The sequence below is a fragment of the Kribbella sp. NPDC049174 genome (assembly GCF_043197365.1).
GTDB lineage: Bacteria > Actinomycetota > Actinomycetes > Propionibacteriales > Kribbellaceae > Kribbella.
On record NZ_JBICSZ010000002.1, the window covers coordinates 1,194,619 to 1,209,739 of the forward strand.

The window sequence follows — 15,121 nt, forward strand, 5'->3', positions numbered from 1 at the left end:
GAGCGAGCACCGCGAGCGCACCCCAGCGAGTAGCGCGAGCGCACTCAGCGAAGCAGCGCGAGCGCGAAAGGGCGGGTGGGGCTCCCGGCGCAGCACTCATTAGGAGCGCGCGTAGCAGGCTGCGAGGGCTACCTTATCCGCACTGCTCCCCGGACGGAAGGCTGGCCGCATGAACTACGTCATCGGAGTGGACATCGGCACGGGGAGTACCAAGGCTGTCTTGACCACCCTCGACGGCACGGTGAAGGCGGCTGCGCGCCGGGATCACGCGCCGAGCCTCCCGCAGCCGGGCTGGGCGGAGATGGACGCCGAGCGCGACTGGTGGGGCGACGTCGCCGACGTACTGCAGGAGCTGACCTCGGCGGGTGACCGGATCCTGGCTGTCTGCGTCTCAGGGCTCGGGCCGTGCGTCGTACAGGCCGACGACGACCTGCGACCGCGGCGACCGGCCATCCTGTATGGCGTCGACACGCGGGCGACACGGGAGATCACCGAGATCACTGAGCAACTCGGAGCCGACGCGATCCTCGAGCGGTGTGGGAAAGACCTGTCCAGTCAGGCGATCGGGCCCAAGCTGGCCTGGTTGCGCCGGGAGGCCGGCAGCGAGTGGCAACCGACGGACCGGTGGTTCAGTGCGCACACGTACGTCGTCGCGCGGCTGACGGGTGAGTGGGTGCTCGACCACCACACGGCCAGTCAGTGCGACCCCTTCTACGACATCCGCAAGCAGGAGTGGGCGACGGACTGGGTCGGGGAGGTGCTGCCCGGTCTGGCACTTCCAAGACTGGTGTGGCCTTCGCAGCAGGTCGGGGTCGTGCAGAGCGAGGCAGCCGCCGCGACCGGGTTGGCTGAGGGTACGCCGGTCGTGGCGGGCACGGTCGACGCATGGGCCGAGGCGTTCAGCGTCGGCGTACGGCGTCCTGGCGATCTGATGCTGATGTACGGCTCCACCATGTTCTTCGTGCAGGTGTTGACAGCGCCGACGAGTGTGCGCGGGCTGTGGACCACGTCGGGCGTCGAGCCGTCGTCGCACACGCTGGCAGCAGGTATGGCGACGTCCGGCACCATCGCCACCTGGCTGCAGGATCTGACCGGTGGTGTGCCGTTCGAGACGCTCGTCGCTGAGGCTGCTGCGGTTCCGGCGGGTAGTGAGGGGTTGGTGATGCTCCCGTACTTCAGTGGGGAGCGGACACCGATCTACGATCCGCTGGCGCGTGGCGTCATCGCCGGACTGACTCTGCGGCATCGACGTGGTCATCTGCTGCGAGCGGCGTACGAGGGAATCGCCTGTGGGGTAAGGCAGATCGTCGGTGCGTTCGAGGAGGCGGCCGGGCAGCCGACACGTATCGTGGCGGTCGGCGGCGGTACGCAGGGCGGGCTTTGGACGCAGATCGTGAGTGATGTGTGCGGGCTGGAGCAGCAGGTGCCGGCGCAGACGATCGGAGCGTCGTACGGCGATGCTTTGCTCGCGGCGATCGGAGTCGGTCTCGTCCCGCCGGAGACCGACTGGGCCCGGCTGGATCACACGGTCGGACCGGATCCGTCCACGGCGACCGCGTACTCGACACTGTTCCGGACCTTCACCGAGCTGTACCCGGCGACGCGTCCTCAGGTGCACCGGCTGGCGCGTTCGGTGCGATCCACGGACGACACGGAATAACGTCGCGATCGGCCGGAAGCAGCCACTGCCCGCGGAGGCGGCCCGTCAGCTGAGGTCCTTGATGTGCAGGACGGTGCCGTTGGGGACGTCGCGGTCGAGCAACGACCAAATCGTCCGGGCGACATCCTCCGGTTTCGCCAGTCCGCCGTGTGCCTCCAGATCGCGGAAGCGATAAGCCTCCGGGAACTGTTCGTCACTGGACTCCCGGAGCTCGGCCTGCATCGAGGTGTCGATCGCACCCGGTGCGACCGAGAGGACCCGGCACCCCGGATGCCGGCGTTGCTGTTCCAGGCCGACCGCTCGGACCCACTGGTCGATCGCCGCCTTGCCGGCTCCGTAGCTGGACTCGCCCTCGTGCGGTCGTTGGCTCGCACCCGATGACACCATGATGAGGTGCTGCTCGTAGTCGTGGCCGGCGACCGCGCGCAGGAACGAGTGTCCGAGGACCTGCGCGGCCGCCGAATTGAGCAGCACGTTCCGCGTGTACTCCGCGGTGTCGGTCGTACCGGCGGGACCCAACGGTGTCAGCGTGGCGGCGTTGTGGATGAAGACCACCGTGTCGCCGTCGAAGCCGGCCAGCCGGCGGCGGAAGTCCGCCTCGACGACCGGCCAGCACGCCGGGTCGGCGAGGTCGACCGCGACGTGCTGTGTTCCCGGCGTACCGCCGCGGCGGGAGAGGTCGACGATCTCCGCGTCGCCGATCAGCGTCGCCGCGAGCGCGGCACCGAGACCGGCTGAAGCTCCCGAGATCCACACCAGCATCCGGCGGATCGCCGTCATGGGCGGGACTCCGGTCCGGTCCGGTGACAGCGTGGCACGCCAAAGTCACTCATGTGCAGTTCCCCCCTGCAGTTGTGCGTCCCCCGAGCAGCAACCCAATTGCAGCTTACTTGCTAGGTTGGGTGGCCCGGTCCCGGATGACGGAGAGCGTTCGTGTACCTACCGACAGCGGACGTGATCGCCGCCGCCTTCGATCTCGGTGCGCCGGCCGGCGAGCTCGTGCTGGTCCGTCGGGGCGATACGGATACCTGGCGCTTGGAGACGGGGTCGGGCAGCTATTTCGTGAAGGGCTACTGGCCGTCCACGGGCGGTCAGTTCACCTCCGGCGGTCTGCTCGACCAGCTCGCAGTGGCGATGTCTTTCGAGCAGCGCGCGCTGTCGGCCGGTATCGCCCTGGCCGAGCCGGTGCCGCCGGTCGATCCGGTGCTCGGCTGGGTGACGCGGATCGAGGATCGGCTGTTCCGCGTGCATCGGTGGATCGAGAGTCGGGCGATCCGACCCGAGGACGACATCGCCGAATGGCTCGGCCGGACGCTGGCGATGGTCCACCAGTTGCAGCCACTGGATCAGGTCGGTCTGCCGGAGTGGTGGCGTGCGGCGATCAGGCCGCGATCCGACTGGGAGGAGTGGTTCACCGAGGCGCGACAGCGGAGTGAGCCGTGGTCGGTGCGGGCCTGGGAACGGTTGCCGCGGATCCTCGAGTTGACCGCCCGGATCGAGGAGGTGTGCGAGACCGCGCCGGACGTCGTGATGACGCATGGCGATGTCAAGTCCCACAACCTACTAATGACGGCGAGCGGCCCGGTGCTGATCGACTGGGACAGTGTGCGGTCCGACAGCGCTGCGCTGGAGGCGGGTCGGATGGCTCACATGTTCGGCACCAAGACGCTCGACGCGTACGTCGCGGCCGGCGGCGACATCACCTGGGCCGGCAACGACCTGAACCTCAGCGTCGTCCGCAACCAACTACAAGGCATCTTCGAACGCATCCTGGTCCTGCTCGACCGCATCCCGCCACCCCGCTGGATGGCAGACCGCGACGAGATCAGTCAGCAGTTGATCGAGTCACTCGACCGCCTCGGCTGATCGACCCGGCGTCACCGCAGCCCACTCCGGCATCCACGCCACCCGGCACCACCCGCAGTCATTCCGCGAGCAGCGCGAGCACACCCAGCGAGCATTGCGAGCGCAAAATGGGTGGGTGGGGCTGCGGGCGTAGCACGCGACGGAGGAGCGCGCGGAGCAGGCTGCGAGGGGTGCTCAGGTGAGGTGTTGTTGGAGGAAGGCTAGCTCGCGGTGGAGGAGGTTTTCGATGGTGCTGGGGTTGGTGAGGCCGTGTCCTTCGCCTGGGAGGAGGACCAGTTCGTGGGGTTTGCCGAGAGCGTTGAGTGCGCCGGAGAAGCGGATCGCGTGGGTGGCCCAGACGTTGGTGTCGGCCAGACCCTGGATCATCAGGAGTGGGCGGTCGAGGTTGGCGGCATAGGGGAGATGCGACGTACGGCGGTACACCTCGGCGTTGCTGTCCGGGTGGCCGAGGTACCGCTCCTTCCAGTAGGTGTCGTAGCCGCGCTGGTCAGTGAGGGCGGCTCCGCCGATCGCGGCGTGGAAGACGTCCGGCCGATGCAGGACCGCGCCGATCGACAGGTACCCGCCGTAGCTCCAGCCACGGATCGCGACCCGATCGAGGTCCAGGTCGCCGTACCTCTCCGCAAGAGAGCGCAGGGCCTCGATCTGGTCGTCGAGCACCGGCTCGAGGATGTCGCCGACGGTCGCCCGGTCGAAGGCCGGGCCGCGCCCCGGGGTGCCGCGGCCGTCGGTGCTGAGGACGATGAACCCGTGCTCGGCGAACCACTGCGAGACCAGGTGCTGCGGCGGCCGGTACTTCAGCGCCATCTGTACTCCTGGACCGCCGTACGGCGTCAGCAGGACCGGAAGCTTCGACGATCCCGGCTCGTGCCAGGACGGCCGGAACACCGCGGTCAGCAACTCCTTCGGCCCCGACCTGACGAACTCGACCCGCAGGGCCAGCACCGGCTCTTCCTCGAACGACTCCAGCGCCTGCCCGTTCACCGTGATCCGCCGGCCGGCCAGGGTCCGCGAGTCGATCACAATCGTGCCGTCGGCAACCAATCCGCTGTGGACGCCGGGCTCCTCGGTGAGCCGCCGGACGGCGCCGTCCCAGACATACAGGTGGACCTCGGTCGGATCGGTCTGGGCCAGGAACGTCACCGTCTCACCGCTGACCTCGCGGAGCTCGTCGACCTGCAGGCCCGGTGGCGTCACCACTTCGTCGCCGATCACCAGCCGGTACGTGTCACAGGCCTGATCCCGCTCGATCCACACCAGCCGGCCGGACGCGGTCTGCGCCGGCGTCTGCTCCGGTACGGCGACGAACTGCGGATCCGTCACCTCGCGCACCAGCGTGGTCCGGCCCGATCCGGGATCCACCTCGAGCACCTGCACACACCGCTGATCCCTTGTCTGTACGACGATCAGCGGCCGCTCGACCGTCCACCCGGCGCGGACCATGTACTCGAACCGTTGCCGATCCCACTGCACCTCACGCTGTGCACCGTCGAGGTCGAGTACGAACAACCGGACGTCCGCGTTCGGCGTCCCGGCGGCCGGGTAGCGGAACGGCCGCGCCTCCGACGTCGGATCGGCCGGATCCGCGAGATACCGCAACTGGACCTGGCTCTCGTCCACCCGCGCGGCCAGGATCCGCTGCCCGTCAGGTGACCACCACAGACCCTCGCCGCGTCCCATCGACATCCAGGCACTGAACTCGGCCAGCCCCCAGAACACGTTCTCGTCGTCGTCCTCGGCAAGCACCCGCTCGCCGCTCCCGTCGACACCGATAACCCGCAGCGCCCGGTCCCGGACGAAAGCGACGGTCTTCCCGGTCGGATCGATCCGAGCCGCGGCCACCTCCTCGATCGGCAGCTGATCGAACAGCTCACCGACGAGGTCCGCCACGAACGCGTCCCGCTCCCGCAACACGACCAGGATCGACTCACTCGCGTGGTACGACGTGGCCGGTCCGACTCGCCGCTCACGCTTCGACTGAACGTCGTACGCCCAAAGTGCGTCGTCTCGTAGGAACACGACGAACCGCCCCGCCCCGACGACCTCCAGGTGACTGGGCACACCGGCCCTGAACCGCTTGGTCCGGACAAGTTGCCCCGGCAGATCCGCAACCACCCCAGCACCTCCCACGCGACAGGGCGGCCAGTCTGCCAGACCGCGGGCCCTTCCGAACCTAAACCCGCTCTGGGGCGAAGAGTTCGCCGTAGTGGGTGGGAGTTGCTGCCGAACCGGCTGCCTGCAGCAGGCCCCAGAGAAGTGAGGAATTGGCAGTGAGGACCGGGCGGCGGAGGTCCTGTTCGAGGGCGGAGATGATGCCGACGCTGCGGAAGCCGTTGCCGCCGATGAAGACGGCGTCGGCCTCGTCCGGTGTGTGCTTCGTGATCCAGGCGAACAGTTCGGACGGGTTGATGCTGCGCTGGCTGCTCGGTAGACCGCAGGGTGCGTGGACGACGACGTCCAACCCCTGCGAGATGAAGTAGTCGGCCCCGAGACGGTTGAGCTCGGCATCGAACCAGGGTGGATCGTAGAGCGCGATCCGGCGGGCATTCAGCTTCTTGAGCCCGGCCACGGCCGACGCGCACGTCGCGACGACCGGGATACCCGCGCTGTGCTGCATCAGCCGGTCGAGCGCCTTCTGCTCACCATCCGCGCCGACGACGTACGCCGAACTGGTGAACCCGATGCCGATGGCAGCCAGTGGTGCGGCCGCCAGCAGGGACACGGCTTCGTCGATGTACGGCGGCTCGACGAATGCCTGGACCGGCGCCAGCGGGATGGTCGGATCCATCACTCCGCCGGTCGTCATCGCCCCGAACGGAACCCGCGCCGCGTGCACGCGCACCCCCTCCGGAGCCATCGCCTGCAACTCGGACTCCGGCCCGACATCACCGTGCGGTGTCAGCACCCCGAGCCGAACCCGAACGTCCCACCCATCCGGCTGCCACATCATCCGCTCCTTCCCCCTGCTTCGATTGTGCGCCGACATCACGGGCAGGTGAACCCTGGACCCTCGGCGAACAGTAGGCTGAGGTGTGCATCGTGGTGACTTGATCGCTGGGCGTTACGAGCTGGTCGCAAGGCTCTGCCGGGGCGGTATGGGCGAGGTCTGGACCTGCCGGGATCGTGAGCTCCGCCGGGATGTGGCCGTCAAGTTCCTGGCCCTGGACGACGCCGTCACCCCCGACCTCGTACAGCGCTTCGACCGGGAAGCCGTCGCCGCCGCGCAGATCAACCACCCGAACGTGGTCGCTCTCCACGACCGCGGCGTCGACAAGGACCACCTCTATCTGGTGATGGAGCGAGTCGAGGGTGCGACGCTCGCCGCGCACCTCCGCTCGTCCGGCCCGTTGGCGCCCGGACGGGCCCTGGAGATCGCGCAGGAGATCTGTGCCGCGTTGGTCGCCGCGCACAAGGCGCACGTCATCCACTACGACATCAAGCCGCTCAACGTGATGCTCACCGCGGACGACCGGGTCAAGGTGGTCGACTTCGGCATCGCCGGGTTCGTGCAGACCACCTTCACGGTCGCGCGCTCGGCCGATCTCCCGACCGCGGGCACGCCGGAGTACGGCGCCCCCGAGCAGTTCGGCACCGAGCGCGGCGACGAACGCTCCGACCTGTACGCGTTGGGCGGCGTGCTGTTCACGCTGCTGACCGCCCAGCCGCCGTTCACCGGTCCGAACGGCTTCGCCGTCGTACAGCGCAAGCTGACTGAGCCGGCTCTTTCGGTCGCCTCGCTGCGGCCGGACCTCCCGCCGGCAGTGGTGCATCTGGTCGACGACCTGTTGCGACGTGACCCGGACCAGCGCCCGCAGAAGGCCGCCGAGGTCCTTGAGCGGATCGCCCGACTTCGCACCGCTCTCGACGTACTGGACCTGTCCGACGCGACCACTGTCGTTGCCAAGGGCCCCGACTTCGTCCAGCCCACCAGGCGCATGCCGGGGAACGACGGTTCGTTCGAGATCGGGTGGGGCGAGGACGCGCGCTCCGGCGGCCGCAGCGTGTGGCTCACCGTGGCTGTCTGGTTCTGCTGGCTGCTCTTGCTGTTCTTCGTGATCATGTCGTACGTGATGCCGTCGATCTACGGCAGCGTCGACTGGAAGCCGGGTGCCTGGATCGACTTCCTGCTGCATTCGCCGGCCGATGGACGCCAGATCTCGGTCGTCGGCATCATCGGCAGCCTGATCCTCGCCCTGGTGGTGACGAGGCTGGCCGGCCGGCCGCGCGTGACCCAGCCGTGGTCGCTGCGGGTCGGCCCGGACGGCATCACCACGACCGACGCGAGCGGCGCGACCGCTGCGACCGGGCCGTCCGGTCGCCGGACGTTCACGTGGAACCACGTCAAGATGGTCACGCTGGAGGAGATCCGGGTGAAGATGCTGAACCGCCCGTCCGGGGTCCACATTCGCTTCACCCAGGACGCGCCGTTCTCCGGCCGCTTCCGGCCCGCGGGCTGGAGCCACTCGCAGTTCCCCCTTGTCCGGCCGGACGGCAGCATCCCGCTGTGCGTCCTCGGCCCGCTGACCGAGGACCAGCACGCCGACCTCACCGCAGCTCTCAACCGCCACGCGGGCAACCGGTGGCACCCCGAGATCGGCTACCTCGACGGCGCCCTCTAGCCCCTAGCCCTCTAGCCCTCAGCTCTCTAGTCCTCGGCCCGGTGACTGAACCTGCCGGCGACCAGTGTCGCCAGGACCGGGAGGGTGCGCAGGTCGGGATTGGAGAGGTGGATCGGGTCGTCGGGGAGCAGGACGAGGTCGGCCGGGTCTCCGACGCTGATCGTCGTACGGCCGGCGGTGGCTGCTTCGAGGGCGGCGTTCAGCGGGATCCCCTGTTCGACGTGCCAGGGTGCGCGGTCGTCGTCGGTGCGGTGGACGGCGTCGGCGATGGCGTGCCAGGGATCTGGTTCCGAGACCGGGGCGTCGGAACCGAACTCCAGGGTCGCGCCGGCGCGGAGGAGTGAGCCGTAGGGGAAGGCGGTCGCGGTCCGGCCGGGCCAGTGCCGGTCGGCGACGTCACGGTCGCTCATCGCATGCTGGGGTTGGACCGAGGTGACCAGACCGGGCCGGGCGAACCGGGGTGCGTCCTCGGGCCGGACGAGCTGGGCGTGTTCGATCCGGCCGGTGCAGGCGACGCGTTCGAAGGCGTTCAGGGCGATCGTGTTGGCATGGTCGCCGATCGCGTGCACGGCCGGCGCCAGCCCGTTGCGGGAGGCAACGGTCATCAACCGGACCAGTTCCTCCTCGTCGATCAGCAGCAACCCGTGCTTCTCCCCGGCAACGGCCTCCGGATAAGGGTCGTGACAGTACGCAGTCCGAGTGTTGAGCGAACCATCTGCGACCAGCTTGAACGGCCCGACCTCGATCAGATCCCGGAGTACGTCGCCGGTGTGCAACCCGCGCTCGATGGTCTCGTCCAGCCACGGTTTCCACACCGACGCCTTCACCCGCAGCGGTACGGCGCCTTGCTCGGCGCGGCGCATCCAGTCGGTCCGATTGTCGGCGTACTCGAAATCGACGATCGAGGTGATCCCGCGCGCCGCCGCGGCTGCGGTTGCCTCGAGCACCCATCGGTCCACCAGCTCGGGCGCGACGTCGCGGGAGAGTTCGTAGTTGAGGTCGATGCAATCCTGTTCCCGCAGTACGCCGGTCTCGTGGTCCCGACCGAGCCGGGACAGCAACGCGGGGCTGAGCCAGATCGCATGCAGATCCTGGCTGATCACCGCCACCTGGACGCCGGGCATCGCGGATTCCAGCAGGTCCTTGTGTGGCGGCGTACTCCACAACCCGTCCCGGAACCCGTGGGCCATCACGACCTCACCGTTCACCGGCGCCGACCGCCCGCGGAGAGCCGTAGCGATGAGCTCGACCGTCTCGGCGGGGGAGTGAGCACGCTGTACGTCGATCCGGCGCCGGCGTTCGGCCCACTGCGCGCTGTGCACGTGGCCGTCGACCAGGCCGGGCATGAGGGTGGCGCCCGGGTGGTGAAGGACGTCATCGCCGGATCCCGGTCGAAGATCGCCGATCTCGACCACGCGACCGCCGTCGATGCGGACGTCGGTGATCGGTCCACCGCTGCCGAGCCGAACCTGCTGGAAGGTGATGGGCTGCATGCCGAGAACGGTAGGCAGCCGGCCCGGCCCGGACATCGTCGTCAGCCAACGAAACGGCACGGCCGGTTGTCGTCCTCGACAGTCAGCCCAGGAGACGCAGGAGCCGGAGCTGGAGCCAGATCGCGAGGACCTGATCGCCGTCGTCGAGGGCCAGGTCGAAGAGTGCCTCCACCCGGCGGATGCGGTAGCGCATGGTGTTCTCGTGGATGTTGAGCTTCTCGGCGGCCCGGACGACATCCCCGAACGAACTCAGATAGACCAGCAGGCTCTCGGCGTACACCGTCCCGTGGGCGGCATCGTGCTCCAGGATCGCTCGCACCGGACCGAGCAGCTGACTCTGGTCCGCGGCACCCTGCTCAGCCACCGTCCGCAACACGACCTCGGTCCGGACCTGCTCGACACTGGCCACCCTCGTCGACGCATCACCCCGCCCGGTCAGCACGGCCAGCACCCGATCCGCCATCGCTCGCGACTCGGCGACCTCGGCCAGCCCGGATGCACACGTCCCGATCCCGACCAGCACGTTGAGTCGCCCGGACCGCTCGATTGTCGCGGCCAGATCCTCGGCCAGCTTCAGCAGCCGGGGTGACGGCTCGTCCGTCGTCCGCGTGGGAAGGAAGGCATAGACGACGCCGGAGTCCGTCACGCACAACGCGCTCGAGTGCCAGGCCTCGCAGTACAGCGTGACCAGGTCGACGATCCTCGCCGCCGCCAGGATCGGCTCGACGTCGTCGCCGGTGGGTGCGATGACCAGTACGACGCTCGGCGTCTCGGCCTTCACCCCCAGCTGGGCCGCGGCACTCCGGGGAGCGATCGCGCCGTCGAGCAGCAGCCGGAGCGCCTCGGTGCGCTGGGCCCGTTCGGGATCGCGTTGACCGCGGGCGCGGAGCAGATGCAGTGCGGTCGCCTTGGCCGCATCGGCGAGGACGAGTTCGGCCCGGGCCACGATCGGGGGACGGTCGGTCAGCACCCAGATCAGGCCGAGCGCCTCGGTGCCGGCCCGGACCGCGCACGCCAGCCGGCTCGCGTACTCGGGGGTCGGGCTCTCGAAGTACACCGGGCTCTCGGACCGCAGTACGGCCTGATACTCCTCGTAGTTCGTCGGCCGTTCCGGTGTCTGGCGGCCGAGGATGCCGAGTCGGCGGATCTCGTCGATCTCCTGGTGCGGCAGGTTCGAGTACGCGATCACCCGGCCGGTCGGGTCCTCGATGGTGATCGCGCCGCCGATCGAAGACGCGATCGCATTCGCCAGCGCGAACAGGTCTCCGACCCCGATCGAGGTGAACCGGTCGGTGTCGTCGGAGAACGCGGGCGCCTTGCTCGACGTGATCAGCGCGTCCAGGTGCCGCCAGGCCATCTCGTCCGGCGTACTCAGCAACGCGATCCCGGCCTCGTCGGCCACGTGGGCCAGCCCGATCAGGTCGTCACCGAAGGCCTTCACGACGACTGCGCGATAACCCGCCGTTCCAGCGCTGCGGATGGTGTCGAGGGTCTGCGGGTGGGCGGCACGGCTCCCGGTCAGCAGCAGTACGCCGTCGTCCGCGGGTGGCACCGGCTCGCCAGGACCGTGGACGACGACCTCGCCGAGCTGCTCGCCCAGGCGGCCGGCGTCGGCGACCAGGTGCAGGGCGTGCCGGCCGAGTGTGTCCAGGATCCCGCTCAACGTCCGGTCGGCGGCATCCGTGGGTGGTTCGACGGGCACCACAAAGGTGGCCGACGGAATTGACTCCGCGGGGCTGACCGAACCGTGCATACATCGAGAATAGGCCCGTCGCACCGAGATGCTTTGTCGAATCCGACAAAGCGGCCGCTTCAGCTGGTGGATCCCACCGAGGCCGCCCGTGGTCGCCCCGGCGACGATGAGAACCCCCGTCCGGACGACCCGAGGAGTCGACAACGTGCTGCCCGCGTGGCTGGAAGCCGAACTGGAATCGGTACCCGAGATCGAGGTGTTCAGCACCGCCGACGAGCTGGTCGAAGGGCTCCGCGCGCTGGCCGAGCGCCACCCCGGCGTCACGTCCCTGCGCCGGGTCGGGACCTCGGGGCTCGGCGACCCGTTGCTCTGCCTGACCATCGGCAACGCGTCGCAGAATGCCCTGGTCTTCGGGTTGCCGCACCCGAACGAGCCGATCGGCGGCCTGAGCGCGCTGCACCTGGCCCGCCGGCTGTGCGAGGACGCCGAGCTGCGGGACCGACTCGGGCACCGCTGGCACGTGATCGCGTGCATCGATCCGGACGGGCTCCGGCTGAACGAGGGCTGGCTCAAGGGCCCGCTCACCCGCGAGCACTACGCGCGGAACTTCTACCGGCCGGCCGGCGACGAGCAGATCGAATGGACCTTCCCGCTCGACTACAAGACGGCGTACTTCGACGACGTCCTGCCGGAGACCGCGGCGCTGATGCGGCTGATCGATCAGCTGCGGCCGACGTTGATGTGCTCGCTGCACAACACCGAGCTGGGCGGCGTGTACTACTACCTGTCCAGGCCGGAGCCGGGACTGCACGGCGTACTGCAGGAGATCCCGTCGCGGCTCGGGCTGAGCCTGGACCGCGGTGAGCCGGAGTCGCCGTCGATCGCGCAGTACGCCGACGGGATCTTCAAGATGCCGGACATCGAGACGATCTACGACTACTACGTCGAGCACGGCGATCCGTTGCCGGAGTCGTTCGGCGGGAACAGCAGTCACTCGTACGCGCGGCCGTACGGGACGCTCACGTTGCTCAGCGAGTTGCCGTACTGGGACGACGCCCGGGTGAGTGACGCTTCGCCGTCGGCCACGTCGTACGCGGATGCGTTGCGCGAGCAGGCGGCCGGATTCCGGGACCTGGTCGGGTGGATGGAGGAGATCCTCGCGGCGACCGATGCGGACTTGAGCAGTGGGTCGGCGTTCGTGCGGGCGAGCCGGTTCTTCGCGCGGATCATGGCGCCCTCGCCGGACAGCATGGAGAAGCGGGCCGCGGAGCCGGAGTCGCAACGCCCGGCCACCGTCGCCGAGCTCGCGTCGCTGCAGGACTCCGTGCACATGTTCCGCCTGCGGTACGCCGGGATGCTGTTGCGAGCGCTCGACGCCGAGGTCGGCATCGGCAACGCGACTCCGGCGATCCGGACCGCGCGGACCCGGCTGGCGGCGCAGTACGACGCGTGGGTTGCCGAGGACAAGGCCGCCGGCAGCGCCGAACCGATCCCGATCCGTTCTCTGGTCGCGACGCAGTACGCCGCTCTGATCGCCACCGCCGAGTACTTGCGGCGATGAGGATCCAGCAACTCCGTGAGGAGCTCGCCGCCGGTCCTGTGGACGGTGTCCTGGCTCGCTTCTGGGCCGAGGTCGCTCTGGTCGGCACGCCGCTGGTCGAGCCGTACGACGCGGAGCACCGCCTGGTCACCTTCCTGTGGAAGGAGGAGGCGCCGATCGACACCGTCGTGGTGATCGGCGGCCCGGCGCTGTGGTGGGAGATTCCTGACAACCAGCTGGAGCACATTCCTGGCACCGACGTCTGGTTTCGCAGCTACGTCACCCGGGCCGACCTCCGCGGCAGATACGTCCTCTCACCGAACGACTCCCTCAAACCGTTGGAAACAGCCGGCACCACCGCCGCCGTCACCCGAAACGCCACCTTCGTCCCGGACCCCTTCAACCGCGCGCCCTTCACCCTTCCCGAGATCCCGGGCGACTCCGTGAGCCCTGCCCAACACTTCTCCACTTTCGCTCTCGACCAGGCAACACCGCGTGCGTGGGCCGCGCCGCGCCCCGAGGTGCCGCGCGGCACGGTGACCGACACAACGCTCGACGAACGACGCATCTGGTGGTGGCAGTCGGTCCCGCGGGTGGAGGATCCCGCACTCCTGATCCTCCTGGACGGCAGGGACTGGACGGAGGCCCTGCCGATCTTCCCGACGCTCGACAACCTGGTGGCCGAGGGGTTGCTTCCGCCGTTGGTCGCGGTCTTGCCGGACAGTGTTGACTTTGCGACCCGAGCTCGGGAACTGCCTTGTAATGAAGGGTTCGCGGAGTTCCTGGCGGACGAGTTGGTGCCGTGGGCAAGGAAGCTGACCGGCGCGACGGACGACCCGCGGCGTACGGTGATCGCCGGGAAGAGCTACGGCGGATTGGCCTCGGTGTTCGCCGGACTGCGTCGGCCTGATGTGTTCGGGAACGTGATCGCACAGTCGGGTTCGTTCTGGTGGGCTCCACCGGGTGAGTCGCCGGAGTGGCTACTGCGTCAGGTCGACAGCGAGTTGCCGGTGCGGTTCTGTCTGGACGTCGGGTTGCAGGAAGGCGACTGGATGATTCCCCAGACCAAGCGGTTGGCTGCAGCACTGACGCCGTACGCCGAGGACGTGCTGTACCGCGAGTACAACGGCGGCCATGACCTCACTTGCTGGCTGGCCGAACTACCCACCGAGCTTCAGTGGGCTTATGGCAGCCCTTGGCGTTGAACTTCAGCCGGCACTACCCCGTTCAGGTTAGTGAGGGACCTCTGAGCCGTCGCCCACCGAAGGAGCGTCACCGATGCGGATCACTTCGCGCATGGTCGTAGCGTTCGTCACCTGCCTCATCGCTGGGGTGGTCTCGGCGCCCGCGGCCAACGCCGCCGACACCGTGCCGCCCACGTCACCCTCCAACGTTCGGGTGCTCGCCACCGGCCCCAGCACCGTGACGATCTCGTTCACCGGCTCGACCGACAACGTCGGGCTGAAGTGGTACGTCGTACGGGTCGGTGGCCGCGAGCAGGCCACGACCTCACCGAGCTCGACCCAGGTCGGCGGACTTCTGTCGAACACGAGCTACTCCCTCACGGTGGTCGCGGTCGACAAGGCAGGCAACGTGTCAGTGCCGAGCGCGCCGGTCACGTTCACCACCACAGCATGGCCCTCGCCGACCGGACTTCGGGTGACGAGCAGCGCCGGCGGTACCGTCAGCCTCGCGTGGAACCGGCCGGCGAACATGGACCCGTATCGGTACCTGATCTACGACTCCGGCCGGCCCGAGGCAGCCGCGAAGACCGAAACGGTGACGATGCAGCGCCTCACCGGAGGCACCCACACGTTCACCGTCAAGGCGATGCACTCGAACCAGGACGTCTCGCCGCCGAGCACCTCGGTGACGGTGACGGTGCCACCCAGAAGTACCGATGTGACCGCGCCGAGCGCTCCGGGCAACCCGACGATCTTCCTCCCCGAGGAAGGCGATGAGCTGACGACCTGGACCGCGTCCACAGACGCGACCGATCCGTCGTCGAGCCTCACCTACGACATGCTGCAGAGCTGGGCCGGCGACCTGTTCACGGTGCGCTACGCCGTCACAGGCACACAAGTCTCCGGCTTCTTCGTCGCCGCAGTCAGAGCAGTCGACCCAGCCGGCAACCGCTCCGCCCCCGCTCTGACGACTGTGCTCTGGTAGGCCGGTTCCACACGTAGGCTCGCTCGCTGTGGAGCACCCGGACTTCGCCGAGATGCCGCTGATCGACACCGTGCTGGTTTC

Annotated in this window: 11 protein-coding genes; 6 read left to right on the forward strand and 5 right to left on the reverse strand. The window is 68.7% G+C overall.

The window, feature by feature from the left end:
- Positions 1 to 169 precede the first annotated feature (169 nt).
- Complete coding sequence (locus ACGFIF_RS16345) at positions 170 to 1,660, forward strand: FGGY-family carbohydrate kinase (RefSeq protein ID WP_393155194.1); 1,491 nt, start codon at positions 170 to 172, stop codon at positions 1,658 to 1,660.
- A 45-nt stretch (positions 1,661 to 1,705) separates the two neighbouring features.
- Here the strand turns inward: ACGFIF_RS16345 and ACGFIF_RS16350 are convergent, their stop codons facing one another.
- Positions 1,706 to 2,440 carry an SDR family NAD(P)-dependent oxidoreductase gene (locus ACGFIF_RS16350; RefSeq protein ID WP_393155196.1) on the reverse strand — a complete coding sequence of 245 codons (735 nt, stop codon included), beginning with the start codon at positions 2,438 to 2,440 and terminating at the stop codon, positions 1,706 to 1,708.
- 153 nt (positions 2,441 to 2,593) lie between these two features.
- Between ACGFIF_RS16350 and ACGFIF_RS16355 the strand changes: the two genes are divergently transcribed.
- Positions 2,594 to 3,526, forward strand: a complete 933-nt coding sequence (locus tag ACGFIF_RS16355) for a phosphotransferase (RefSeq protein ID WP_393155197.1) — start codon at positions 2,594 to 2,596, stop codon at positions 3,524 to 3,526.
- A gap of 174 nt (positions 3,527 to 3,700) precedes the next feature.
- Here ACGFIF_RS16355 and ACGFIF_RS16360 read toward each other — a convergent pair whose 3' ends face one another.
- Both ACGFIF_RS16360 and ACGFIF_RS16365 read right to left on the reverse strand, forming a co-directional pair.
- A complete protein-coding gene (locus ACGFIF_RS16360; protein WP_393155199.1) occupies positions 3,701 to 5,641 on the reverse strand; it encodes a prolyl oligopeptidase family serine peptidase in 1,941 nt (646 codons plus the stop codon).
- 58 nt (positions 5,642 to 5,699) lie between these two features.
- On the reverse strand, positions 5,700 to 6,473 hold the full coding sequence (locus ACGFIF_RS16365) for a maleate cis-trans isomerase (RefSeq protein ID WP_393155200.1): 774 nt from the start codon (positions 6,471 to 6,473) through the stop codon (positions 5,700 to 5,702).
- A gap of 100 nt (positions 6,474 to 6,573) precedes the next feature.
- Here ACGFIF_RS16365 and ACGFIF_RS16370 point away from each other — a divergent pair, with 100 nt between their 5' ends.
- Positions 6,574 to 8,145, forward strand: a complete 1,572-nt coding sequence (locus tag ACGFIF_RS16370) for a serine/threonine-protein kinase (RefSeq protein WP_393155202.1) — start codon at positions 6,574 to 6,576, stop codon at positions 8,143 to 8,145.
- 26 nt (positions 8,146 to 8,171) lie between these two features.
- Here the strand turns inward: ACGFIF_RS16370 and ACGFIF_RS16375 are convergent, their stop codons facing one another.
- Both ACGFIF_RS16375 and ACGFIF_RS16380 read right to left on the reverse strand, forming a co-directional pair.
- Positions 8,172 to 9,638 carry an amidohydrolase gene (locus tag ACGFIF_RS16375; protein ID WP_393155203.1) on the reverse strand — a complete coding sequence of 489 codons (1,467 nt, stop codon included), beginning with the start codon at positions 9,636 to 9,638 and terminating at the stop codon, positions 8,172 to 8,174.
- 82 nt (positions 9,639 to 9,720) lie between these two features.
- Positions 9,721 to 11,391, reverse strand: a complete 1,671-nt coding sequence (locus ACGFIF_RS16380) for a PucR family transcriptional regulator (RefSeq protein WP_393155204.1) — start codon at positions 11,389 to 11,391, stop codon at positions 9,721 to 9,723.
- Between the two features lie 145 nt (positions 11,392 to 11,536).
- Here ACGFIF_RS16380 and ACGFIF_RS16385 point away from each other — a divergent pair, with 145 nt between their 5' ends.
- From ACGFIF_RS16385 to ACGFIF_RS16395, 3 genes are all read left to right on the forward strand, one after another.
- The gene (locus tag ACGFIF_RS16385) at positions 11,537 to 12,892 is read left to right on the forward strand and encodes a M14 family zinc carboxypeptidase (RefSeq protein ID WP_393155205.1); all 1,356 of its coding nucleotides are present in this window, start codon (positions 11,537 to 11,539) and stop codon (positions 12,890 to 12,892) included.
- On the forward strand, positions 12,889 to 14,076 hold the full coding sequence (fes, locus tag ACGFIF_RS16390; protein WP_393155207.1) for an enterochelin esterase: 1,188 nt from the start codon (positions 12,889 to 12,891) through the stop codon (positions 14,074 to 14,076). Before ACGFIF_RS16385 ends, fes begins: the two co-directional genes overlap by 4 nt.
- A 73-nt stretch (positions 14,077 to 14,149) precedes the next feature.
- A complete protein-coding gene (locus tag ACGFIF_RS16395) occupies positions 14,150 to 15,040 on the forward strand; it encodes a fibronectin type III domain-containing protein (RefSeq protein ID WP_393155209.1) in 891 nt (296 codons plus the stop codon).
- Positions 15,041 to 15,121: the final 81 nt, after the last annotated feature.

Bases quoted from the DNA above. Each gene is read 5' to 3' on its own strand.
- ACGFIF_RS16380 (WP_393155204.1), bottom strand. From the start codon at position 11,391: ATGCACGGTTCGGTCAGCCCCGCGGAGTCAATTCCGTCGGCCACCTTT.
- fes (WP_393155207.1), top strand. From the start codon at position 12,889: ATGAGGATCCAGCAACTCCGTGAGGAGCTCGCCGCCGGTCCTGTGGAC.
- ACGFIF_RS16395 (WP_393155209.1), top strand. From the start codon at position 14,150: ATGCGGATCACTTCGCGCATGGTCGTAGCGTTCGTCACCTGCCTCATC.
- ACGFIF_RS16350 (WP_393155196.1), bottom strand. From the start codon at position 2,440: ATGACGGCGATCCGCCGGATGCTGGTGTGGATCTCGGGAGCTTCAGCC.
- ACGFIF_RS16375 (WP_393155203.1), bottom strand. From the start codon at position 9,638: ATGCAGCCCATCACCTTCCAGCAGGTTCGGCTCGGCAGCGGTGGACCG.
- ACGFIF_RS16345 (WP_393155194.1), top strand. From the start codon at position 170: ATGAACTACGTCATCGGAGTGGACATCGGCACGGGGAGTACCAAGGCT.
- ACGFIF_RS16365 (WP_393155200.1), bottom strand. From the start codon at position 6,473: ATGTGGCAGCCGGATGGGTGGGACGTTCGGGTTCGGCTCGGGGTGCTG.